This is a genomic window from Sphingobacterium sp. SGG-5 (assembly GCF_011043525.1).
GTDB lineage: Bacteria > Bacteroidota > Bacteroidia > Sphingobacteriales > Sphingobacteriaceae > Sphingobacterium.
In genome coordinates this window covers 91,103-116,522 of sequence record NZ_JAAKGO010000006.1, presented here as the reverse complement: position 1 = coordinate 116,522, position 25,420 = coordinate 91,103, and the positions used below count along the sequence as shown (strand labels likewise).

General features: G+C 44.3%; 19 protein-coding genes and 1 tRNA gene. 10 read left to right on the top strand and 10 right to left on the bottom strand.

Annotated features, from left to right (window positions below; all coding sequences use genetic code 11):
* The first annotated feature begins 23 nt into the window (after window positions 1-23).
* From G5B30_RS10840 to G5B30_RS10830, 3 genes are all read left to right on the top strand, one after another.
* Window positions 24-1,922 (top strand): sensor histidine kinase, encoded by a 1,899-nt coding sequence (locus tag G5B30_RS10840; RefSeq protein WP_165320017.1) that lies wholly within the window; start codon window positions 24-26, stop codon window positions 1,920-1,922.
* 23 nt (window positions 1,923-1,945) lie between these two features.
* A complete protein-coding gene (mfd, locus tag G5B30_RS10835; RefSeq protein ID WP_165320016.1) occupies window positions 1,946-5,281 on the top strand; it encodes a transcription-repair coupling factor in 3,336 nt (1,111 codons plus the stop codon).
* 63 nt (window positions 5,282-5,344) lie between these two features.
* Window positions 5,345-6,523: a trans-sulfuration enzyme family protein gene (locus tag G5B30_RS10830; RefSeq protein WP_165320015.1), complete on the top strand. Its 1,179-nt coding sequence runs from the start codon at window positions 5,345-5,347 to the stop codon at window positions 6,521-6,523.
* A gap of 29 nt (window positions 6,524-6,552) precedes the next feature.
* On the opposite strand, the gene G5B30_RS10825 is transcribed toward G5B30_RS10830, so the two are convergent.
* From G5B30_RS10825 to G5B30_RS10810, 4 genes are all read right to left on the bottom strand, one after another.
* Window positions 6,553-7,680 carry a TlpA disulfide reductase family protein gene (locus G5B30_RS10825; RefSeq protein WP_165320014.1) on the bottom strand — a complete coding sequence of 376 codons (1,128 nt, stop codon included), beginning with the start codon at window positions 7,678-7,680 and terminating at the stop codon, window positions 6,553-6,555.
* 46 nt (window positions 7,681-7,726) lie between these two features.
* The gene (locus G5B30_RS10820; protein ID WP_240903194.1) at window positions 7,727-8,518 is read right to left on the bottom strand and encodes a TPM domain-containing protein; all 792 of its coding nucleotides are present in this window, start codon (window positions 8,516-8,518) and stop codon (window positions 7,727-7,729) included.
* Window positions 8,519-8,534: 16 nt separating this feature from the next.
* Complete coding sequence (locus G5B30_RS10815) at window positions 8,535-8,969, bottom strand: TPM domain-containing protein (protein ID WP_165320012.1); 435 nt, start codon at window positions 8,967-8,969, stop codon at window positions 8,535-8,537.
* Between the two features lie 69 nt (window positions 8,970-9,038).
* Window positions 9,039-9,617, bottom strand: a complete 579-nt coding sequence (locus G5B30_RS10810; RefSeq protein WP_165320011.1) for a LemA family protein — start codon at window positions 9,615-9,617, stop codon at window positions 9,039-9,041.
* Between the two features lie 393 nt (window positions 9,618-10,010).
* Here G5B30_RS10810 and G5B30_RS10805 point away from each other — a divergent pair, with 393 nt between their 5' ends.
* Entirely contained in the window at window positions 10,011-11,558 is a 1,548-nt protein-coding gene (locus G5B30_RS10805; protein ID WP_165320010.1) for an NAD(P)/FAD-dependent oxidoreductase, read from the top strand.
* 60 nt (window positions 11,559-11,618) lie between these two features.
* Window positions 11,619-11,694: transfer RNA gene (locus tag G5B30_RS10800), tRNA-Gly, on the top strand.
* Between the two features lie 53 nt (window positions 11,695-11,747).
* Here G5B30_RS10800 and G5B30_RS10795 read toward each other — a convergent pair.
* Window positions 11,748-13,295, bottom strand: coding sequence for a Do family serine endopeptidase (locus tag G5B30_RS10795; protein WP_165320009.1), 1,548 nt, complete (start codon window positions 13,293-13,295; stop codon window positions 11,748-11,750).
* A gap of 209 nt (window positions 13,296-13,504) precedes the next feature.
* Here G5B30_RS10795 and dapF point away from each other — a divergent pair, with 209 nt between their 5' ends.
* Entirely contained in the window at window positions 13,505-14,284 is a 780-nt protein-coding gene (gene dapF / locus G5B30_RS10790) for a diaminopimelate epimerase (protein WP_165320008.1), read from the top strand.
* Between the two features lie 56 nt (window positions 14,285-14,340).
* The gene (locus tag G5B30_RS10785; protein WP_165320007.1) at window positions 14,341-17,223 is read left to right on the top strand and encodes a DEAD/DEAH box helicase; all 2,883 of its coding nucleotides are present in this window, start codon (window positions 14,341-14,343) and stop codon (window positions 17,221-17,223) included.
* 165 nt (window positions 17,224-17,388) lie between these two features.
* Here G5B30_RS10785 and G5B30_RS10780 read toward each other — a convergent pair whose 3' ends face one another.
* Entirely contained in the window at window positions 17,389-18,165 is a 777-nt protein-coding gene (locus G5B30_RS10780; RefSeq protein ID WP_165320006.1) for a polysaccharide deacetylase family protein, read from the bottom strand.
* Window positions 18,166-18,397: 232 nt separating this feature from the next.
* The gene (gene gltX, locus G5B30_RS10775; protein ID WP_165320005.1) at window positions 18,398-19,918 is read right to left on the bottom strand and encodes a glutamate--tRNA ligase; all 1,521 of its coding nucleotides are present in this window, start codon (window positions 19,916-19,918) and stop codon (window positions 18,398-18,400) included.
* A 69-nt stretch (window positions 19,919-19,987) separates the two neighbouring features.
* Between gltX and G5B30_RS10770 the strand changes: the two genes are divergently transcribed.
* The 3 genes from G5B30_RS10770 to G5B30_RS10760 are packed head-to-tail and all read left to right on the top strand — an operon-like array spanning window position 19,988 to window position 22,147.
* On the top strand, window positions 19,988-21,214 hold the full coding sequence (locus G5B30_RS10770) for a sensor histidine kinase (RefSeq protein ID WP_165320004.1): 1,227 nt from the start codon (window positions 19,988-19,990) through the stop codon (window positions 21,212-21,214).
* Window positions 21,195-21,710, top strand: coding sequence for a DinB family protein (locus G5B30_RS10765; protein WP_165320003.1), 516 nt, complete (start codon window positions 21,195-21,197; stop codon window positions 21,708-21,710). The genes G5B30_RS10770 and G5B30_RS10765 overlap by 20 nt, the downstream gene beginning before the upstream one ends.
* Window positions 21,707-22,147 carry a hotdog fold thioesterase gene (locus G5B30_RS10760; protein WP_165320002.1) on the top strand — a complete coding sequence of 147 codons (441 nt, stop codon included), beginning with the start codon at window positions 21,707-21,709 and terminating at the stop codon, window positions 22,145-22,147. The genes G5B30_RS10765 and G5B30_RS10760 overlap by 4 nt, the downstream gene beginning before the upstream one ends.
* Here the strand turns inward: G5B30_RS10760 and G5B30_RS10755 are convergent.
* The 3 genes from G5B30_RS10755 to G5B30_RS10745 form a co-directional block, all read right to left on the bottom strand.
* Window positions 22,144-22,728 (bottom strand): RNA polymerase sigma factor, encoded by a 585-nt coding sequence (locus G5B30_RS10755; RefSeq protein ID WP_165320001.1) that lies wholly within the window; start codon window positions 22,726-22,728, stop codon window positions 22,144-22,146. The genes G5B30_RS10760 and G5B30_RS10755 overlap by 4 nt on opposite strands.
* A gap of 178 nt (window positions 22,729-22,906) precedes the next feature.
* Entirely contained in the window at window positions 22,907-23,935 is a 1,029-nt protein-coding gene (locus G5B30_RS10750; RefSeq protein WP_165320000.1) for an MBL fold metallo-hydrolase, read from the bottom strand.
* 12 nt (window positions 23,936-23,947) lie between these two features.
* Window positions 23,948-25,420, bottom strand: coding sequence for a phosphodiester glycosidase family protein (locus G5B30_RS10745; RefSeq protein ID WP_165319999.1), 1,473 nt, complete (start codon window positions 25,418-25,420; stop codon window positions 23,948-23,950).

The following is a 25,420-nucleotide window of genomic DNA, read 5'->3' as shown; positions in this document are numbered from 1 at the left end:
GTAGAGCCACAGACCTTTAGAATATGGATGTAAAAAAATACATTTTATGCCTGTTTTCCCTTTCTGCCTTTCTTTTTACAGGGGTGGCACAAGAGCGTGCTGTCAAGACGAAGAAAGTACTTAAAGAATGGTTGGATAAAGCGTTTGAGTTCAGATATACGCAGCTTGACTCTTCCTTTCATTATGGTCATAAAGCGTTGAAAGTAGCACAGGAAATCGGGTTACGTGATGTAGAGGCCGATGCACTTCGCAGTCTTGCGACCACTTTCCAGGCCAAAGGGGACTATGAACCGGCATTAGCGTATGCATTTCAGGCTTTGGGATTGTCAAAAGAACTAAAAGATAAGCTCAAAATAGCACACTGTGATAACATCATCGGTATGATATACGATCAGCAGGGCAACTTTCCAGCGGCGTTGAGTCATTATCGCGATGCATACGACACCTACAAGACCTTGGGACAGGAAGAGTGGTTAGCCATGATCGCAACAAATCTGGGTATCCTGTTCAAAGGACAGGGAGAGTACAAAAAAGTTATCCCTTATTACCGGGAGGCTTACGCCATCTATACGAAAATAGACCATCCGATCGAGGCAGCTTTCTGCGAAACCAATCTCGGCTCTGTCTTTTACTATACACAGCAATATGACAGCTGCGTGTATTATTCCCTTAAAGCAGAAAAGGCGCTTGCTGTACATAATTATACCCAAATACAACCGGTAGCACAAGCGAATGCCGGCCTTGGTTATTTTGGCTTAGGAAAGATTACCGAAGCACGGCAATACCTAGAAAAGGCATTGGAGGGGCACCGCAAGAATAGTAATAAAAAGGAAATAGCCTTTACCCTGATACACCTCAGCAAGGTCTACAATAAGCTGCAACTCGGTCATCAGGCTTTTGAATTGCTCCGGGAAGCCAAACAACTGGCGCAGGAAATTGGTTCTTCGCGGGAAATCATGGATGCTTCAGAACTGTTGGCGGCTTACCACAAAGCCCGGCAGGATTATAGGCAGGCCCTGTCCGAGTATATAGACTATAGCCAAGTAAAGGATACGCTGTTTAACCAGGAAAAGATGCAGGCCATCACCAACTATCAATTTCAATATGATACGGAGAAAAAGGAACAACAGATTGAATTACTGAGCCGGGAAACGGCTATTCAGCAGCTGCAGCTTAAACAACGCACCCTATTGTTGATTTTTGTTGTCGGTTTTCTATCTATTGTGGCCATTGCGGTATACCTCTGGCAAAACCGACGTAAGATACATTCGGAAGCAAAACTACAGCGGGATGCTGCTAAACAGGTTTTGCATGCGGAAGAACGTGAACGAAGGCGAATTGCCACCGATTTACACGATGGTGTCGGCCAGATGCTATCTGCCGCATTGCTCAATCTTAACCAATCTATGGACGTCATACCTGCCGATTCGGAAATACGCTTATCGGTCGAAAAGGCACAGACCTTACTCAGTGAAAGTTACGACGAGATGCGCAGTATCTCCCATCAGATGATGCCCAATGCATTATTGAAAACGGGGCTTGCATCGTCTATACGGGAATTTGTCGAGAAGATAAACGGACCGAAAATTAAAATACAATTGGATGTAATCGGTCTTCATCACCGGCTGGATGAACAAACAGAAACCGTATTATACCGTTCGATCCAAGAGGCGGTAAACAATGTAGTGAAGCATGCAGCGGCTTCTCAGCTCTTCCTACAGCTCATTAAGGATGAGGATGGTGTAACCGTCACCATCGAAGACAATGGAAAGGGATTTGATATGAAAAAGCTGAAGGCCCCAGGTATCGGCTTACGCAATATCTATTCCCGCATTGCACTTATTAATGGGACGGTGGACATTGACTCTGCCCCCGGGAGAGGAACCTTATTTGTTATTCATATCCCGGGAAAGGAACTGTAGAAATTTTTGTATTTTTGCCTTTCGTGAAGATACAAGACATTCTACATCGCTATACGGAGCTCGAACAGGTACGGGCATTTGTCAAAACGTTGCAGGCTAAAAATCCAAAAATACAACTTCAAGGTCTGATAGGGTCATCTGATGCGATGATTGCTACAGCTGCCTATCAGTTGCAGGTACGCCCTTATATCTTTATCCTCCCGACTCACGAAGAAGCCTCCTATTTTTTAAGCGATATGGAAAGCTTGTTTGACAAGCAGATCTTGTTTTTTCCGGCATCTTATCGTAAGGCCTTTGAATTTACGCAATTAGATAGTGCCCACGTGTTGCAACGTGCAGAGACGTTGAGTGTTTTAAACCACACGACGGAGCTGCCCAAGATTGTTGTCACCTATCCGGAAGCGATCGCCGAAAAGGTTATTAATCGCTCGGATCTGGAAAAAAACACACTTGAAATTACACAAAACACGCGGGTAGACATCGAATTTATCAACGAGTTCTTGTACGAATATGATTTCGAACGCGTCGACTTCGTCTACGAACCGGGGCAGTTTGCTATCCGTGGCGGTATTGTGGATATCTTTTCTTTTTCCAACGATCTGCCTTACCGTATTGAGTTTTTTGGGGATGAGATAGAAAGTATCCGTACTTTTGATATCGAAAATCAGTTGTCCGTCAACAAGATACACACGGTCACCATTGTCCCGAATGTACAGGCCAAATTTTTGAGCGACAATCCGATTTCATTATTGGAATACATCGACCAAGATGCTGTCGTATGGCTCAAAGATACCCAATACACGCTGGACATCATCCGGGATGGCTATAAGAAAGCTTCTCAGTTTTGGAAAGCGCTATCTGAAAAGGATGTAAAGAATAACCCCGAATGGATAGACCCTCGTCTTGTTTTTTCCGACGATAAAAACTTCAACGCACTGCTTTTTGAATTTCCCATCGTGGAGTTCGGCAAACAGTTTTTTTATCGTGCGGAACAGACATTCGTATTCGACACGCATCCACAACCTTCTTTCAATAAGGATTTCAGCCTCCTGATACATAATTTCAAACAAAATGAAAGCCAGCGGATCACCAATCTGATCTTCTCGGATTCGACCAAGCAAATTGAACGTATCTACGCCATATTGGAAGATCTGGATAAGTCGGTCACCTTCACTCCCGTATATAAACCGTTGCGTGAGGGTTTTCGGGACGATAAGCTGCAACTGGCTTGTTATACCGATCACCAGATTTTTGACCGATATTACAAATATCGGCGTAAGAAAGGTTATGAGCGTTCACAGGCTATTACGCTGAAAGATCTGCGTGAATTAAAACCGGGAGATTATATTACCCATATCGATCATGGTATCGGTAAATACGCGGGGTTAGAGAAAGTGGACGTCAACGGTAAACCTCAGGAGATGATACGGTTGATATATGCCGATAATGATCTGCTATATGTCAACATCAACTCTCTCAACCGTATATCCAAATATTCCGGCAAAGAAGGTGCGATCCCTAAAATGAATAAGCTGGGAACGGATGCCTGGGATAAACTAAAAAAGACGACCAAGAAAAAGGTCAAAGATATTGCACGTGACTTAATCAAGCTTTACGCCCAGCGTAAAACGCAGTCGGGTTTTGCCTTTCATCCGGACACTTACCTGCAAAAGGAGCTGGAAGCTTCCTTTATCTATGAAGATACACCCGATCAGGAAAAAGCGACCAACGATGTGAAACGTGATATGGAGGCCCCTCATCCCATGGACCGGCTCATCTGCGGGGATGTGGGATTTGGAAAGACTGAAGTCGCTATACGGGCTGCCTTCAAGGCTGTTGCAGATAGCAAGCAAGTGGCGGTATTGGTGCCAACGACCATATTGGCCTTACAACATTACCGCACGTTCAAGGAAAGACTGAAGGGACTCCCTGCAAATATCGACTATATCAACCGCTTTAAAACGAGCAAACAGATAAAAGACACCTTAAAAAAGCTTGCGGAAGGTCAGATTGATATTATTATCGGTACCCACCGTCTGGTGAGCAAAGATGTGAAGTTCAAGGATCTCGGTCTGATGATTATCGACGAAGAACAGAAGTTCGGCGTCTCCGTCAAAGAAAAACTGAAGGTCATGCGGGCAAATGTCGATTCATTAACATTGACCGCAACACCCATTCCCCGAACCTTGCATTTTTCTTTAATGGGTGCGCGGGACCTGAGTATTATCTCCACACCTCCTCCTAATAGACAGCCCGTACAGACAGAACTCCATGTCTTCAACGAGACATTAATACAAGAAGCTGTAGCCTTCGAACTGGACCGTAGCGGGCAGGTATTTTTCATCCACAACCGGGTCGCCGACCTTCCACAATTAGGCGCGATGATACAAAAGCTTGTCCCGAGAGCACGCGTGGGCGTAGCACACGGCCAACTGGAAGGTGACGATCTGGAAGATGTGATGCTCAAGTTCATCGATCACAAATACGACGTCCTTATAGCCACGACCATTATCGAAGCAGGTCTGGATATTCCAAATGCAAATACGATTATCATTAACCATGCACATATGTTTGGCTTAAGTGACTTGCACCAGATGCGTGGTCGCGTCGGGCGGTCGAATAAAAAAGCCTTTTGTTATCTATTGAGTCCACCGCTATCGACATTGACCAACGAAGCCTATAAAAGACTGTCGGCCATCGAAGAATTCTCCGAACTGGGATCAGGATTTAATGTAGCGATGCGTGATCTGGATATACGGGGATCGGGCAATCTATTGGGCGCCGAACAATCGGGCTTTATTGCCGAAATCGGTTTTGAGATGTACAATAAAATACTCGAAGAGGCTGTACAAGAATTGAAAGAGGATGAATTCGGTGATCTGTTTGCCGAGGATCAACACCGGCAGTATGTCTCTTTCACCCAGATTGATACGGATCTGGAAGTATTAATTCCAGACGAATATGTGACGAATATCGGGGAGCGCTACAACCTCTATAATGAAATTGCCAAACTGAACAACGAAGAAGAATTGCAGGTCTTTGCGCAGTCGCTTGAAGATCGATTTGGCCCTGTTCCACATGCGGTACTTGAGCTATTCAATACCTTGCGCCTGCAATGGCTGGGAAAACAAATCGGCTTTGAGAAAATTTCATTTAAGAAAAATACACTCAAAGGTTACTTTATCAATAATCCCAAATCCAGCTATTATGAATCGGATCAATTCGGTAAGGTGTTGGCATTTGTACAAACCCATCCGAGCATCAGCAATCTGAAAGAGGTCAAAGGACAGTTACGTTTAGCCATCAGCAACGTCACTACTATCACATATGCGTTGAATCTGTTGCACGAAATGACCTGATATTTTTTCCAAAAAAGCATACCAATTCAATAGACTATTGCTAACTTTGGAAAAACATTGATCATGTCAAAGCTAGAAACCTCGTTAATTCATGAAGGAGAACATTTCAATACGACGAACTCCGTTGTAAGCCCTATTTATCAGACTTCAACGTATTTTGCAGATGAAGATATTGCATCTTTTGCCCATGCGGCGACAGCACCCAAATATCCGGAGTTCTACCACCGGCATGGCAACCCCACCAATAGCCAGGTTGCTGCAGTAATCGCAAAACTGGAAAAAACGGAAGATGCATTGGTCTTAGCCACCGGCATGGCTGCAATCAGCACGGCCATATTGGCTGTGGTACAAGCCGGAGATCATGTGGTGGTGCAAAACGCACATTACTCCGCCGCATTAATATTCATGCGAGACTTTCTGCAACAATATGGTGTCGAAGTGACGCCCGTCGATCAGACGGACAATGCAGCTTTTGAAAAGGCTATACGATCAAACACCAAATTGATCTATATTGAGACCCCTTCCAATCCCAACCTGGATATTACCGACCTCGAATTTATTGGCAAACTGGGGAAAGAAAGAGGGATTACCACCATGATCGACAATACCTTTGCTTCTCCTATTAATCAGGTTCCGGCTACTTATGGCATTGATGTTATCGTGCATAGTGCAACCAAATATCTTGGCGGACATAGTGATCTAACCGCCGGCGCGATTTGCGGAACAAAAGAGTTTATTGATAAAGCGTGGCGTCGTTCGTTAGTGTTAGGTGCTTCCTTAAGCCCTTTTGATTCGTGGTTATTGCTACGAGGGCTGAAAACCTTGTCTTTGCGCGTACGGCAGATTAATGAAAACACGCTGTCACTCGCACAATGGCTGTCCGGACATCCTTTGATACAAAAAGTCATCTATGTAGGGCTACCTTCCCATCCACAGCATACGCTGGCAAAAAAACAAATGCAGGGATTTACCGGTATGCTGTGCATCGAAGTAGCAGGAGCGGATGAGCAGGCACAATTTGCTCGAGCGCAAGCGTTACTTAATGGCCTAAAACTATTCAGCAATGCAGTAAGCCTTGGTGGTGTGGAATCACTTATTGCACACCCCGCCAGTATGTGGGGAGCGAGCCATACAGCTGAACAGCGCAAAAAATCGGGCATTACAGCAGGTTTACTGCGTATATCCGTTGGGATCGAACATATAGACGACCTGATAGCCGATTTTGAGCAGGCTTTATCTTAGAGGTGCAATAGTAATTGCACCTCTACCATTTATTTCAATAGTTCTGCAAGTTTCTCTTCCAATGCTGCCCCGCGAAGGTTGGACGCAATGATACGCCCCTCTTTATCTAATAAATAATTCTGCGGTATACTTCGGATGGCATATAAGGGAACAACCTGGGATTCCCAACCCTTTAGCTCCGAGACATGTGGCCATTGCCCCAGCTGATCGTCTTCGATAGCTTTTAACCAAGCTGCTTTACCATTTGGACGATCCAATGATACACCAAAGATGGTAAACCCTTTGTCTTTAAACTTATTGAACGCGGCCACAACATACGGGTTTTCATGACGACAGGGTCCACACCAAGAGGCCCAAAAGTCAACAAGTACATATTGACCACGGAGGGAAGAAAGCGCTATCTCTTTGCCTTCCGGATCTGGCAAGCTGAAGTCCGGCGCTACAGCTCCTACACCAAGCTTTATACGCGAGGCGATCTGTTCCTGCAAAAACTTCCCTTTTTGAGTATTCTTATACTCCTGAGGAAGTTTGTCGTATGCCTTTGAGAGTGCACTGACATTTTCTGAGCTCAAGAGCTCACCCATTAAATTCAAGGAAATATAGCTTTTTGGATGATCAACTATATATTGCTCGTGAATCGCATGTTGCTGTTCATAAATGCCTGCCATCCGGTTTTGAAGACTCTCTATAAAAGCCGGATCCTTCTTCTTCTCATCGGGCGCTACCTGATATTCTGCATCTAAGGCTCTCATTTGCTCATGAATTCCCACTGTTTTCTCCTTATATGTAGAGAATTCTTGATTCAGTGCTGTACCTCCGACTTTGGCATCTTTTAAATTTGCTCCGTTGATCGTCACCACACCTTTGGAAAGGTAGATGACATTCATATCTTCCGGATTGGTCAACTCCCGAAACGATGTACCGTCTGCCGACAGTACCAAGTAAGCTTGGGACGGTTCCTGAACAATGCCCTGAAACTTAAATTCGCCGTTGACAACAGACGCCGAATCAATCATCCGTTGTCCCTGATCTTCGTACTGCATATACACCTTTGCAGGGGCATTGAGCGAGCCAATTTTCCCTTTTACCGTATATTCTTCTTGTGCTGACAGTATAACTGGGCATACTAATGCACTTACTAATATAATTTTTTTCATCCCTAACATTCTTCTTTGACTACTTATCCCCTATTACGTTTAATTCTTACCATCTTCCACTTGCTCCGCCGCCACCGAAACCACCTCCACCGAAGCCACCAAATCCCCCACCGCCGCCGAAGCCGCCTCCACCACCAAAGCCTCCCGACCTGTCAGAGCGCCCACCGCCACCGAGACCACCAAGCAACATCCACCAAAATAAATCGGAAGATCCCTTACCGCTCATGACCCTTCTTCCCCTATTATTATTTCCTCCGCCTCCTTTGGATATGAGGGAGATGATAACAAAAATAATAATAAGCACAATCAGTCCGCTCAATCTTCCACCCTTTTCGGTTTTTTCTTTCGGATCCGCTTTATATTCACCTTTCGTATATTTTATCAGTGAATTTGTCGCTGCATCGAGGCCGGCGTAATAATTACCCTGCCTAAAAGCGGGTTTAATATCATTTTCGATAATGCGGTATGCAATGACGTCCGGCACAGCACCTTCTATCCCGTAACCTGTCTGTATGGTTACTGCACGATCGCCTATGGCGGCCAATACAACTATTCCATTATTATATTTTGCCTGTCCTACACCCCATTTCTGGGCCAAGCGAACAGCATAATCTGCAACATCATAATCTCCGGTCGTCTGGACTAAAACGACAGCTATCTGCGTCGACGTACTATCATCAAATGCGACCAGCTTACGCTCCAGTGCGTCGATTTCTTGTGGGCGCAATGTGTTTGTAAAATCGCTTACTAACCTGTTTGGTGCCGCCGGGAAATCCTGTGCCAGCGCAGGCAATAAACTTCCTATCCATACGATGGATATTAAGACGTACCGAAACAGTTCTTTTCTATTATTTCTAATGTTTTCCAAAATAAATATCGTTTGGTAGTTCATTCACGTCATCCTCTTCTCGGGGAAAGTATTGGCGAAGCTGTATTCCGGCATTTTTTATCCCTGCAACCAGTCCGCCCGCATAATCGCCCATCTTAAAAAAAGACAGCATTTCATTTTTAGTACTTTCCCAAAAATCTTTTCCTACTTTTCGATCAATACCGACATCGCCAATGATAGCAAACTGATGGTCGGCTATTGCCAGATAGATTAAAACTCCATTTCGTAACGCCGTAGTATGCATTTCTAATTCATCAAAATAGTTTGCCGCCTTTCCCAATACGTCTTCCTGTCCAACCGAATTTTCGACAACAACACGAATCTCACCTGACGTCACATTTTCAGCGAGACTGATCGCGTGGACTACTTTCTCCTGATCTTCCGTACTCAATAAAGCCATAGGAATAAATTAAAAAGATGAATAATGACAGCTGCACTATTCATCTTTGTATATCATGATATTAAATAGTTAAAATGAAACAGTTGGTGCTTTATCAGCTCCTTCCTGCGCCTGGAAAGTTCCCTTTGCTTTGAAACCAAAGATACTTGCCATAATATTATTAGGGAAACTTCTCACGGTGGTATTATAGTCTTGTACAGCTTCGTTATACGCCCTGCGCTCTACTGTAATTCGGTTTTCCGTACCCTCCAGCTGGGCCTGAAGTTCCTGAAAATTAGTATTTGCTTTCAAATCAGGATAAGCTTCTACAGACACCAACAGACGGCCTATCGATTGCGATAATGCATCTTGTGTTTTTTGATACTCCGCAATAGCTTCTTCGGAAAGGTTAGACGGGTCAACGGTTACGGACGTGGCTTTTGCACGTGCCTCTACCACAGCAGTCAGCGTACCCTGTTCGTGTTCTGCAGCTCCTTTCACCGTAGCGACCAAGTTCGGAATAAGGTCTGCACGACGTTGATACGTGTTTTCAACCTGCGCCCATTTTGCCTTTACATTTTCGTCTTTTGACACCATGGTGTTGTATCCACAAGAACTAAAAGAAAGGGCTGTAAACAATCCCACTAAAGCAATTAATACTCTTTTCATATAATTATTTTTGTTTGTTTTATGCTGTAAGCTATAGGCTATATGCTGTAGGCTCATTGCCGATAGCTTATAGCTTATTGCCTAAAGCCTATAGCTTAAAGCCCTAAAAATACAAATAAATTTTTAATTTCTGCATCATATTATAAGTAATCTCAGGGCCATCGGGTCTTATCGCTATACTATCCTTTGTCTTTCTTAAAATGCCGCCTTAGCCAGATGCGGGTTGCAGAATGAAGCACTAACTTTGTAGCATCTGGGTACAGCGGCGAGTTTTTTGCCTATCTTTTTTGCGGAAAAAAAGTAGGGCCATGTCGCGGCGAGCGACAGTAAAATAATATTAGTAATCATTACATTTGTATACTTTTTGGGATAAATACCCAAACACGATCACATATGCAGCACGAAATTGAATTAGCAATCGCTCCGGACTTCATCGACGACGAGGTCTATATCAAAGAGCAGGGGGCAAAAATATTAAAAGCTCCCATCGCACGCATCCAAGGCTATCATATCCAAAAAAGATCCATCGATGCCCGTAGCCGGCAGGTTGTCTACCGCATTAAAGTGCTGTTTTTTATCGATGAAGATCCTATCCCACATACATTCACTTCGGTATTAAAAAAAGTGCACGATGCACCAGCCGTGATTATTATAGGAGCGGGACCGGCAGGACTTTTTGCGGCATACCGCTGCGTGGAATTGGGATTAAAACCTATTGTCGTCGAGCGCGGCAAAGAAGTCCGCGAGCGAAGGCGGGATTTAGCGAAGATCAATAAAGAAGGTGTGGTCAATCCCGAATCCAACTACTGTTTTGGGGAAGGCGGAGCAGGCACTTATTCCGACGGAAAACTGTACACCCGATCCAACAAAAGAGGCGACGTCAATAAAGTACTTTCTATCTTTGTGGAACATGGAGCTGATCCCGATATCCTGGTGGACGCCCGCCCGCATATCGGAACAAATAAGCTTCCTCATGTTATTGAAAGCATCCGGCAACGCATCTTGGAAATGGGCGGTGAAATTCTTTTTGACACGAAGGTTGTCGATATTCATACCGCTTTCGGGCAGGTGACAGGTGTAGAAACGGACACCGGAAATATATTGGAAGCAAAACATATTGTCTTGGCAACAGGGCACTCCGCACGCGACATCTTCGAACTATTCCGTCGCAAGAACTGGCTATTGGAGGCTAAACCCTTTGCTTTGGGTGTACGTGTCGAACATCCACAGCATATCATCGATCAAGCACAATACCATTGCAGTACCCGACATGAAAATTTACCTCCTGCCTATTACAGTCTTGTCGAGCAAGTCGATAACCGGGGTGCTTTTTCCTTTTGCATGTGTCCGGGAGGTATTATTGCGCCCTGCGCCACTGATGCAGACGAAATTGTCGTCAACGGCTGGTCGCCATCTAAACGGAATAATCCCCACGCCAACTCGGGCACTGTAGTTCAAATCAACCTGGAGGACGTACCGCATAGTCTGACAGATGCCTTTGCTATGCTGGATTTTCAGACACAGATCGAGCGGAAGGCTTTTCAGCTCGGCGGAGGACATCTCGTCGCGCCGGCACAACGCATGGTGGACTTCGTCGAACAGCGTGTTTCCAATGATCTTCCGGTCAATTCGTATAAACCTGGAACCCGATCGGTCGACTTGAATGAGGTATTACCTACTTTTATACATCATACCTTGCGTCGTGCACTACCTCTCTTTGGGAAAAAGATGCGAGGCTACTATACTAATGAAGCGATATTAGTAGGTGTCGAATCGAGAACATCATCGCCGATACGTATTCCCCGCCACAAGGATACGCTGCAGCACGTACAAATCGAAGGGTTATATCCTTGTGCGGAGGGAGCCGGATATGCGGGCGGAATTGTATCCGCGGCCATTGATGGAATAAATTGTATAGATGCAATAAGTGGTAGGTTATAAAAAAACACGATTCCTCTTGACAAGAATAGGATTAAGTTATATTTTTGTACCACGCAAAACGCGAAAGTAGCTCAGTTGGTAGAGCACAACCTTGCCAAGGTTGGGGTCGCGAGTTCGAATCTCGTCTTTCGCTCCATAAAAAAACCGCCTCACGATTAAACGTTGAGGCGGTTTTGTGTTAAGTGGATTTTAATATTCTATCGGCACATTAATTTCCAACGTACTTCCTCTTTCCGGCACACCTTTAATCCGCACGATATTTCGTTTTGTATTTGCCAAAGCCGATTCGATATCGTCGACATTATTGACCGGTTTACCATTTACTTCCACAATAACCAGTCCTCTTTCTATACCAAAGTATTCAAATACACCACCACGGTGAACCTGTGTCACGATCACACCGGAATTAATTCCCAATTCTTTTTTACGAGCATCCGTAGCTGGTATAAAGCTGGCCCCTAATTTATTAAAGATTTCGGTTGCACTCGCACTGGTTTCATCATCTTTATACTGCGACTTGGTTTCTTCTTCACCCTTTAAAGTAACTGTCACTTCTTTCTCTTTGCCCTCACGCTCGTAAGTCAATTTCACCTTATCACCTGGACGAAGTCGCGCCACACGCTCTTGCAGATCTGGAGAGGAATATATCGTCCTTCCGTCTATTTTCTTAATAATATCTCCACTCTTGATACCCGCAGCTTCCGCACCACCGTTTTTCATTACTTCCTGCACATACAATCCTCTGATATCATCGATACCTTTTTCTTTACGCAAGGCTTCATTGATCTCTGTAAATGTTATTCCCACAAATCCTCGTTTTACACTTCCGAATTTCTTGAAATCATCTAAAATCTTTTTCGCTAAGTTAATCGGAATAGCAAAACCATATCCGGCATATACGCCTGTGGGCGAAGCGATAGCCGAATTGATACCGATCAATTCACCTCGCGCATTCACCAATGCACCACCACTGTTACCTTTATTAATAACCGCATCGGTTTGAATAAAAGACTCAATAGCGGTATTTACAATAGCTGGAGCCTCATCACCGTAGCCATAGCCTCTTGGTTGTTGCTGTGTCTCTCCCAGAATACCGATCTGACGGCCTTTCGCACTCACGATCCCTGCAGTAACCGTCGACTGTAGACTAAGCGGATACCCTACGGCCAATACCCATTCACCAATCTGAACCGCATCGGAATCGCCCATCTTGACAATAGGCAGATTCGAAGCTGTCACTTTTATCAAAGCCAAATCCGTATTTGGATCCCGACCAATAATCTTCGCTTCAAACGTCCGCTTATCGGTCAATTGGACTTCGATTTTATCGGCATCTTCCACGACGTGGTTATTCGTTACGATATACCCGTCAGGTGTCAAGATAACGCCCGATCCGGAAGCCTGGGCCTGCCGTGGCTGTGCGCGTCGTTGTTGCGGCATACCAAAAAATTCTTCAAACATATCAAACGGCGAACCACCACCACGTTGAGAGCCACGCGTCGTCATGGTAACTTTAATATGTACCACGCCGGGCGAAACCGCTGCCGCCGCCTGTGTAAAATCCGGATTCCCCGTCGAAGACATCACTTCGTTGCCCGGGTTATTTGCATAATATACTTCTTGCCTTTCTTCAAAAGACATATTGTCCAGCTGCTTATCTTCAAATAATTTGTAGCCGCCGACAGCTATTGCTCCACCTAAAACAGCCGTCAATAATGTTATACCTATTTTCTTCATTTTTTATTTTTTGCTATTCTAATATACTACCTTTGTTCCTAATAATCGGTGCTTGTAAGTCAAATGTAATACCATCAGGCAGGTTGTCACAACTTTTGTCAGTTAAAATTTGTTAATTTCTACTACTCGGCGCCTGTTTTTAACATGATTTAACAAAAGGCATGACAATTGTAACAAGAATATTAAATTTCAGCTAATTTTTCAACTCGATGCAGGAAAAAATAAAGTTTTATAAATATCAAGGAGCTGGGAACGATTTTATCTTAATCGACAATAGAACCGGTTTTTTTGACGGGAACAACATCGATTTAATCCATCGGCTGTGTGATCGGCGGTTTGGTATAGGTGCAGACGGACTGATGCTCCTTCAAGATAAGAAAAATTTTGATTTTGAAATGCTTTATTATAATGCAGACGGCCGGGAAGGTTCGATGTGCGGCAACGGCGGGCGATGTATCGTCGCTTTTGCACGCGACCTCGGAATCATCGCACATAAAGCTGACTTTTTGGCAGTAGACGGTACTCACCGGGCGACCATTGCCGACAATCAAGTCAATCTGGGCATGGTTGATGTCCATGAAATCCATAGGGACGGCGATGCTTACGTGTTAAATACAGGTTCGCCACACTATGTGAAAATGGTCGAAGACCTCCGCCATTATCCGGTATACAATGAGGGTTACGCTATACGTAACAACGAAACGTATCAAGAAAAAGGCATCAATGTGAACTTCGTAGAGAAAGAAAACGACGGCTATTTTGTGCGGACCTTCGAGCGAGGTGTAGAGAACGAAACTCTGGCGTGCGGAACAGGTGCTACCGCTGCTGCAATAGCGATGGCTTTGCAAGAAAACCGAACAGGTGCGCTTGAAGTTCCTATCCGTGTGTTGGGTGGACAGCTTTCCATTTCATTCACCCAGGAAGGCGATCATTTTAGGAATGTCTTTCTTAAGGGCCCGGCTGACTTGGTTTTCGAAGGTAAATTTTAACTTCTTACTTATTCAAGGTATCTTAGATGTCTTTTTAAAGACAGTACACACTTTTGATGCAACAAGTAGATAGCAACAGCCCGTTCCAACTCATATATTCTTTAGGTGAACATCCGTATCTCGGTTATCTGATCGAGCCTCATATTGTTCAGCTAAACAGCAACGGTAGCCTATCGCTTTCCTATAAACGGGTATTTTCCAATACGGTCGGCGAGTTTGCGAAGAATCTGGACGACACAGACTTCAAGATCATCAAACTGCTGGACGAAATTGAACAAACCCATGTTATTAAAAAGTATCACAAAAAAGCGATACGGCCTGCGGACTTCTTCAGTAAAATATTCGACAGTAAGATTTTTGATTATATCCGACCCAAATTAGAACAAAAGTTATTAAAAGTATTGGATTTACTGGGGAATAAACCACTATTTCTCATGAGCAAAAAGGACGGCTATCCGGCCGACCGACCCCTTAAGATCGCTGAAGAGCCGGCCTCTATCCTTTTTCATTTTCGCAGAAATGACAGCGAAACGCGTTATTTTCCAACACTTAAATTTAAAGGCAGTCGGTTGGAGTTTATGTACAAAGAGGCAGAAGTCGTCATCAATCAACAAGCCTGGTTGTTGTTAGAAGACACCTTATACCATTTTGGCGAGCCCCTGGAAGGGAAAAAATTAACGCCTTTTCTCCATAAAAGATACATTTCGGTGAGCCGAAATACCGAGCGAAAATATTTTGAAACTTTTGTAAGCGGACTTATCGAAAAACATCATGTCTATGCAGAAGGTTTCGATATCATCACGATACAGGAGCAGGCTACACCACAGTTGACGCTGCGCCCTATTGCCGATGGAGATGCACAGTTTCAACTTTCTTTTACCTATGGCAACTACAACTTCCCCGCTGGGGCAGAACAAAAAATATCGGTCAAACTGCAGTATGATGAGGCAAACGATAAGTACACCTTCTATCGTATCAAACGCTCCAGAATCTGGGAAGAAAAGCAGCACAATTTTCTGACAAATTTAGGGCTCGTTCGGCAGGATACGCTTTATGGCAGTTATACGCCGCAAAACACTTCCGTTGCCAGCCATGTCAGCTGGCTGAACGGGCATCAGGAGCAACTGCTCGAACAGGGTTTTCAAATCGAACAGGCGGTCAAAGACAAGCGGTTTTACATCGGACAGACCTCTTTAGACATCGAAGTAGTCGAAGAAAGTGACTGGTTCGATGTGCGTGCTTTTGCCATTTTTGGGACTTTTAAAGTTCCTTTTATTCAACTTCGCGATCATATCCTCAACCATATTCAGGAATTTGTACTGCCCAACGGCGACATCGCTCTTATCCCCGAGGAATGGTTTGCACAATATGAACACTTGTTCCATTTTTCTATTCGAAAAAATGAACTGCAACTGCACAAAGCACATATAGGTGTACTCCATGAAATCAGCGAACATACGGCGTTGACAATGAGCCGTAAACTGGCGCGCCTGAATGATTTCGAAGGCATAGAAAACATCGATTTACCACAGGACTTTCGGGGTTCTTTACGCCCGTATCAACAAGCGGGATACAACTGGTTTCATTTTCTACAGCAGTATCATTTCGGCGGTGTTCTGGCCGATGATATGGGCTTGGGAAAAACAGTGCAGACCTTAGCGTTATTACAAAAACAAAAAGAAACACTAAAGGGTACGGATCAAAGCAAGACTTCCTTGCTCATACTTCCCACTTCTCTGGTCTACAATTGGATCAAAGAAGCTGAAAAATTTACACCGGCTTTACGTATTTTGCCCCATATTGGCTATAACCGCCCCAAAGATGCCTACGCCTTTACCCATTTTGATCTGGTGATTACTACATATGGTACATTACGAAGTGATACGGCCGTATTGAGTGCTTTCTATTTCAACTATATTATACTGGATGAAAGCCAGCACATTAAAAACCCGGCTTCGAAATCGTTTAAAGCCATCAAACTTTTAAAGAGCAAGCATAAGCTGGCATTGAGTGGTACACCTATAGAAAACTCGGTATCCGACATCTGGTCGCAGATGCACTTTACCAACGCAGGCCTCTTAGGTAGTTATTCTTTTTTCCAGAAGGAATTTGTACACGGTATTGAGAAGAAAAAGGACGAATCGGTTGCCCATCGTCTTCAGGCGATCATTAAACCTTTCGTGCTTCGCCGCACAAAAAATCAGGTCGCTACGGAGCTACCGCCGAAGACCGAGCAAGTGGTTTACTGCGCAATGACCGAAAAACAGGGGGAAACCTATGAGAAGGTGAAATCGGAATACCGTAATGCTTTGTTGGACAATGCGCTGCAACAAAACAGCGGGAAGGGCCAGATCGCTTTACTACAGGGCTTGACAAAACTACGGCAGCTCGCTAACCACCCCCAGATGATCCAGGCCGACTATCAGGATGGCTCCGGCAAATTCGATACCGTTATAGAGATGCTACAATCCGTCTCCGCTGAAGGCAACAAAGTTTTACTGTTTTCACAGTTCGTCAAACATTTGGAGATTTTCAAAACCTACTTCGAGCAGGAAAATATACCTTATGCTTATCTCGATGGGGCAACGAAAAACCGGGCAGAGGCAGTCAATCACTTTAAGGAAAACAAAGATGTGAAGGTTTTTCTGATCTCTATCAAGGCCGGGGGAGTGGGATTGAACCTTACCGAAGCGGACTACGTGTTTCTGCTCGACCCTTGGTGGAACCCTGCCGTAGAGCAACAGGCCATAGACCGGAGCCACCGCATCGGCCAGCAACGTAATGTCTTTATCTACAAATTCATCAGCAAGGACACGGTAGAAGAAAAGATTGTGGCATTACAGAACCGCAAGAAATCTATCGCTAATTCATTAATCACTACCGAAGAAAGTTTTGTCAAATCGCTGTCGTCAGAAGATGTGAAAGAGCTTTTGCGTTAATATTTTTGTCCTTTTGCCGGACGGGCAGGCACTTGGTATCGGCCAAGTGCCCAAGCCTCGTCGCTGTACCCAGATGCTACTAAGCTACTGCTTCCTCTTACAGACCGCATCTGGCTAAGGCGACATTTTTAAGTCTTTGTACGGATCCTGATTTTTTCTCAAATCTCAATACGCATAAGCCTCTAAATTCAGCAATTGCTCTACCGTTACGGACCGCATATCACGCTGCTTCATATACTCCAATACCCGACGGACAACACGCAGTGTTTTGACCGATGTATCATGAAACAGGACAATATCGCCGGACTTCAGCCGTCTCGTGATGCGCTCGACAATTTTATCTTCATTCTTGAGCAACATGACCAGCGACCTGTGGTTCCACCCGATAACCTGATGTTTGGTTTGTTTGACGGCCTTGGCTACGGCAGGGTTCGTTACCCCGAACGGAGGCCGAAAGAAACGGGTTTTATGGGGAATAATATCCTGAATAATGGCATCACAGCTATCAATCTCCTGGACCACCTGGTCTTCATTCAGAAAACCAAAAGCCCGGCTGTGGTTCATGGTATGATTACCGACAACATGCCCCTCTTCGATTATTCTTTTAAAAATATCGGTATGCTTGTTGATCTGCTTGCCGATACAGAAAAAAGTAGCCTTGGCATCGTATTCACGCAACAAATCCAATAAATCATGGGTAACCGGCGTGGGACCATCATCAAATGTCAACGCCAATGTTTGCCCATCGGCATATCGCTTACGATAAAAAATCTCGGTAAAATAGCTTAATCGTATATCTAACGACCCCCATGTCGACAATCCCATCCACACGAGAACAATCACAAAACACCAACTCCAGGATATCACGGAGAAGAGCGCCAGAATGGCACACAGGATACCCAAAGACAAAAGTACCGGTACGATATTTTTATGTTTCCACACGACGATTACTCCTTGTTAGATTAATACATATACTAAGATAACGAATTTCCGCTTTCTTTGTTTGGAATAGTTTATTTTGAGCGTATGTCAAATTTCCACTATTTTGGAAAACTTCATCTTAAACTATACCGTCATCTCGACGAGGAGCGAGGAGAGATCTATGGTTAGGGAGGAGATATATCCTTAGATTTCTCCTCCTGAGCGTCGTCGAAATGACGAAAGCGTGCACCAGTTATTTCAGCAACGGCAAAGCTTTGCTGATACGTGCAATCACCTCTTCCTTACCCAGCAGTTCTGTAATCAGAAACACATCAGGCCCAAATTTGCCACCAACGAGCATAATCCGATAGGGAAGCATCAGCTCACCTATTTTCATACCCGATTGCACAATTTTGTCTTTAAAAAGCGGTTCTATGGCCGATGCGCTCCATGTCGCCTGTTGCTCAAATTCGCCTGCTAACTCTTGGAAGAAAGCAGTTTTCTGCTCATTCCATTTCACCTTAACCGCTTCAATATCGTATTCCTCGGGCCGAACAAAGAAGAAGGAAGCTTGTGGCCAAAAATCCGACACAAAGGTCATCCTTTCTTTTACTGTCGATAAAACGGTATCCAATAAAACCGTATCTATCGCCGACACTCCATGAGTCCGGATGATTTCTTCGATCTGCGGCAGTAAAAGGCTATTGTCCATTCCTTTTATCCACTCGTGGTTGAACCACTTTGCTTTCTCATAATCAAACTTCGCTCCGCTCTTACTGATACGCTCCACCGAAAACTTAGCCACCAATTCTGCCAGTCCGAACAACTCTTGATCCGTACCGTCGTTCCACCCCAACAGAGCCAACATATTGACAAAGGCTTCCGGCAGGAATCCCAGTTCTCTAAATCCTTCGGTCAATACGCCCGATTTGGGATCCATCCAATTCATCGCATAGACGGGGAACCCAAGCCGATCGCCATCCCGCTTGCTCAGTTTGCCATTACCATCCGGCTTCAATATCAACGGTAAATGTGCCCATGCCGGCATTTCGTTTTTCCAACCCAAATATTCCCATAAAAGCAGGTGTACCGGAGCAGAAGGAAGCCATTCTTCACCTCGGAAAATATGCGATATCTGCATCGCATGGTCATCCACGACGACTGCCAAGTGATAGGTAGGCATCCCATCCGCTTTCAGCAAAACCTTATCGTCCACCAACTTGGTTTCAAAAGACACACGGCCCCGGATCATATCTTCAAAACCGATCGTTTCGTCTTCCGGCATCTTGATCCGAATGGTATGCGGATGGTCTTTGGATAAAAGCGCTTGCGTCTCTTCTTCCGAGAGACTTAACGAATTTCGAAGGCTCAACCTATTCTCGTGGCTATATCGAAAGTTAGGATGTATCTTCCGTTGCTCATCCAACTCCTCGGCCGTGTCAAAGGCATAGTAGGCATAGCCCGCGTTAACGAGCTGTTCGGCATATTGGCGATACGTCGCTTTCCGTTCGCTTTGACGGTACGGCCCATAGGCCCCCGGTTTATCCGGGCTTTCGTCCGGTATGATTCCGCACCATGCCAGACATTCATTGATATATTCTTCCGCTCCGGCGACAAACCGGGTTTGATCGGTATCTTCAATCCGTAAAATAAAGTCACCTCCGTGCTGCTTCGCAAAAAGGTAATTGAACAAAGCTGTCCGTACCCCACCCAAATGTAATCCACCCGTGGGGCTCGGGGCGAATCTTACGCGTACTTTTTTCTGAGAACTCATACGACAAAATTACATATTACAAACGATTTCTTATTAAATTCGTTATTTTGCAGGTATAAAAAGACACACATGGATCCCTATAAATATAACAAGCAGCTCTGGAAGGTACTTTTGCTCGTGCTGGCCGCCGTGCTTGCTGCGGGATCCCTATTTTACACCAACTATCTGGTAAAGAGCCTTTCCCAATCGGAACGGACCAAAGCCGAAGTCTGGGCGATGAGTACTCGGAGTATCGTCACCATGCCCGATATCGATGACGAATTTATCAGTTTTATCTATGCTGTACGCGATAGTCTATCCCTTCCGGCCATCATTACGGACGAAAAAGGAAATATTATCTTCTGGCGGGACCTCGATCCGACGAAAACCAATATTGCCGAGGAAGACAGTACGCATAATAACCTGACATACGATCCAGTGTATTTTCAACGGCAGCTGGACGATATGGAACGTCGCCATGAACCTATCGTCATCCGGCTGGACACCGGCGAAAAATGGCATGTCTACTACCAGGAATCGGCTGCGCTGCGCCAACTTCGGATATTTCCCTATATCCAATGGTTGACTATTGCCATTTTCCTTATTATCGCCTACAGTATATTCAATGCCATAAAGCGCTCCGAGCAGAACCTCGTATGGGTCGGTATGGCGAAAGAGGCGGCGCATCAGCTCGGCACACCGATTTCGTCTCTTATGGGCTGGATTGAAATCATCCGTCTTAAACACGACGAAGCGGAGAAAGCAAGCATTCTGGATGAAATGGAAAAGGATGTACAGCGCTTAGAGATCGTTGCCGACCGCTTCTCCAAAATAGGCTCTACACCGTCTTTAACCAACCACAACATCTACAATACGGTGGAATATTTTGTAAACTATTTTAAGAAACGAACGAGCGATAAAATCCAATTTGAACTACGGGGCGATAAACATGTAGAAGCTAAGATTAACATCCCCTTGTTTGACTGGATTATCGAAAACCTCTTAAAAAATGCCGTCAATGCCATCGAAAAAGAGGGCAAGATACAGGTGAACATTTCCGAAAACATTGCAAAAGAGGAAATTTTTATTGACATTAGCGATACGGGCAAGGGGATACACCGTGCGAATTTTGATCGTATCTTCCAGCCTGGGTTTACTACGCGTAAAAGAGGCTGGGGATTGGGCTTAAGCCTGACAAAACGTATCGTACGTTATCACCAGGGCCAGATTTTTGTTAAAGATTCGGAAATCGGCAAAGGCACGACTTTTAGGATTATATTAAAAAGTAATTTACATTATGAACCCACTCAAGTCTGATGAATATCCATCTATTTTTAGCGATTATGTCGATACGGTAACGCGGGATATCCGCGAAGAGTTAATCGATCAGCTGACATCATTTCCCGAGTTTATCCGATCTATACCGCCCGAGAAGGGGAACTACCAATATGCAGAAGATAAATGGACGGTCAAAGAAACACTGTGCCATATTCTGGATGCGGAACGTATTTTTGCATATAGGGCCTTGCGGTTTGCCCGCAATGATATGACCGCCCTGTCACCTTTCGAACAAGATGAGTTCGTAATTTATGGGCGGCATAACGAACGTTCGTTTGACAGCATTACGGAGGAGTTTATCCATCTTCGAAAAGCCAATCTGATTTTGTTTGACACGTTTAATGAAGTCGAGCTTAATAGAAAAGGGATGGCTTCGGAGCGTCTTATCAGTGTGCGTGCCTTAATATACATCATTGCGGGGCATTTAAACCACCATCGGTCCATTTTAAAGGAAAGGTATCTTGTCACATCATGATCTGGTTCAGAACATTTACTTTAGCGGAAGTCAATGCGGTATTTGCCCGCTATATGACGCAATTTCTCGGTATCGAAGCGGTAGAAATACAGGAGAATGCCATCGTGGCAACCATGCCCATTACAGATAAGGTCAGGCAGCCCTTCGGCATCCTGCATGGCGGAGCATCCGTCGTCCTTGCCGAATCAGTGGGCAGTGTTGCTTCCAATCTTATTATCGATAGCACAACACATGTGGGGGTCGGATTGGAAATCAACGCCAATCACGTACGGTCCGCCCGTGATGGAATGGTCAAGGCCATCTGTACGGCTGTACATATTGGCCGGACGACCCATGTCTGGGACATCAAAATCTTCGATGATCAGAAACGCCTGCTTTGTATATCAAGACATACCGTGGCGATTGTGGAGAAGAAAGTCTTTGGAGGAAAAGACTAGGAAATAAACAATAGCAAGGCACAATATATACTGAAGTCCTTCTCCTTGAAAATAACACGTAAGGCTGAAATGGCCTTTGAGCGTGCAAAGTATACGCTGCTTGCCGTAGTCCCTAAAGTTTCGCATATTTCCTGCGTATCCATACCCTCCAGATACGATAAGCGAAATACCTCTGCTTGTTGTTTCGGAAGTTTCTCTAATTCTGCAACAATCTGACCAATCAGTTCCGTATATATGATATGGGTGAGTATGTCTTTTCCTCCTTCGACCGTATCCCATAACAACTCATCTCCTAGATCTACCGTTTTATGATAAGAAGAACCGATATGATCATAACAGGCATTGCGGGTTATCAAGTAAAGAAATGATTTTACGGCTCCGACAGACTTTGCCTTTTCCCGTCCCTGCCATAGCTTATAGAAAGATTCGGAAACAATTTCTTCAGATACCTCTTTATTTTTAGTGATTTTGTATGCAAAAAACCGTAGATGCTCACCATGCCAAGACATAAAGTACCGGAGCCCTATCTCGTCTCCAGCATGTAACATCTGAAGGTATTTTATCGCGTCTACTGACTGCATTTTAGACTTTTTAATAGCGTAATAAAAAACAATTAAAAATAGACAAAGTATCAGAATATACAGGCGATATCATATTATGTTTTTGTTAAAACATAACGTCGAGTGTCCATCATAACTTAATCCTCTAAATCGGCGAATTCAATATACGAAATATTTTACAAAGTCTTTATAAGATTTTTTAATCTATTATTTTACCATCTCTCCAGATCAACCTCTCTCCCCAAAACGGAAGAATGGTATGGTCACATTTTACATTCGGAAGATGTTCTAAGGTCTTCGTAATAGAAGCTTGACCATGCGGGTAAGGTTTATGTCTCAATTCAATCAGGTGAGACAACACGACATACTTCGGCTGTATCTTTCCCTCACCAACACCCAATACATCATTTTCTCGAGGAGCCCCCCACCGGAATACAGCCATGTCTACCGGGCCTTGCACTTTTTTAAATCTGTCCGGTAGGAACCCCGAATCACCACAATGTAATATCGAAAAGTTGCCTGCAGCCTCGCCACAATCAATCCGAAATAAGGTTACAAAGTTAGGAAGCTTGGGACTTCTCAGGTGATCAGAAATATCCGTGTCGATTGTAAAATCGCCTATTTTATAATGTGCGGGTGATGTAGAGTAATAATTTTCACTGGCTTTGTAAAAGTTGGAGAGTACAGGTTTACCTTTCTTATGCATTGCTTCTATAAGTTTGACATTGGCATGGTCGCCGTGATTGTGTGTGACGATAAGAAAATCCAAATAAGGCTCCAGCTTTTCAGCGTAACGATGGTCAACATCGATCCCAAAGGTTCCCGAAGGGGTTTTCACGACAAAGCCCATATTATACAGTAGCCACACCACTGTGCTTCCTTTTTTTACTTTTGTATTTTTCACCTCACGGAGCACTTTGTCAAAAGCTTCTCTGTACGCATACAGGATAGGCACGGTATGCTCCAGCTCCGCCGCGATCTCGTCTGTTTTAGTCAGGTACTCTTTAAATGGCGTACTCGAATAAGGATCGGAATAGGTTTCGAAAGTTTTCAGTAGCGACAATCGCTCTTCATTTAAAAGAAGAGGAGTCGTTTTCCTAAACTTATTTACCGTTGCTATAGCTTCATTGGAGAATTTATTTTGATCGCTGATTTGACCACAACTTGGTTGAAAAAAAAAGACTATCAGCAAGAATGGCGTTAAAATGTTTAAAATCGTATTTTTCATCTGTTTTTTTTGCTAATTGGATTTCACCGTAAATACCGTGGCCACACTTCTTTCACCTTGATGGTCAAATATACCATTATCCGTCGGATGGTTGACAATACCTTCGCTTTTGACCCAAGCCGTAGACGATCCTCCGCCATCCATATTCACCGCTGATCTGCACCCCAGGGCAAGCATCAATTCTAATAATTCGGTTGTTGTCATGCCTAATGATTCGGAAGAGCGCCCATCGATGACCGCCACAATAAGCCGATTGTCTCCCGTGATTCCCATGACGGTGCGTGGATGCCGAGTCGTATTAAACTCATTATTTAACTGAGACACCTTTTGTCCACCCTCGAGTAACAAAGGTCCCCCTGCTAGTACGTTCTCCGCAGCGACAGCACTCCATCCACCCAATGGCTTCTGAACAATCGCAGCCTTACCGGTACTAGTCAGGGTAAAAGCTCCGTTTTCACGATAAGAATCAAAGCCCGCCACAGTCGGTGCGATTAGTGTACTATTCGATTTAAAATATACCGTCGATTTGCCTGTATTCGTATTAAAATAACTGCCATTAAAAGCAATGTCAGCATTTCCCTGCACCGCAGTTGTACTTGTACTGATAAAACCTGATGTAGCGTACGGAATATCGATTTGAATATTCTCATTATTCAGATCCACATCAAATACGGTCACATACTGTTTTGAATCGAAGATATCTGGAAAATGATAATATTTCCAGGTTACCCCCGGTGCAACTTGTGTAGTTACCCAATTTGTACTCTCCAGCAAATCTTGCAATAAAGGATCGATATCATCATCTTCGATTACCGTTTCTAAGTATGCGGTGGTCTCCAGCGTATCAATATCTGTCTCCGTCATCAGATACAGGGTCTTACTCCGTATTATTCCACCAACTTTTGCATCCACCAAAGGATAGTAGTCTTCATTGACAATAATATCGGGTGTAAACTGTCCATTATTCTGCTCATAGCTGATGAGGTGACCAACCACACCTATACGATTTTCAAAAAGGACATCCCCCGCATCAGAAAAGTGCACGGGTAAATTCATCAAGGTCGAAACATAGCTCGAACCATACACAAACGCTCCCTCACTATGAATGAGAGATCGATTGCCAAATACATCTACATTTTGAGATTCGATAAGCAGATTGCCTTCAATAGCGGGCAGCGATATAAATGTATAATAACATTCCAGTTCCTCATCATAATTATCTGCTGTATATTCGACCTTGACAGAATCCCGTACACCACCGCTTACCTGCCAACTCAACACACAATGCGAGCGGTTTACATCTTCAGCGGGATACATATTGACCCTGAGCCTATGGTACCCCGACTGTATATCAAGTTCTTCTATTTTACCGGCGTAGACAATAGGACCATCCTTGATGTATTGATCCAATAACTCGTTCGCATCATCACAGCTGATAGAAAGAAAAGCCAGCAGAACCGTTACTATATATTTATATGTATTCAT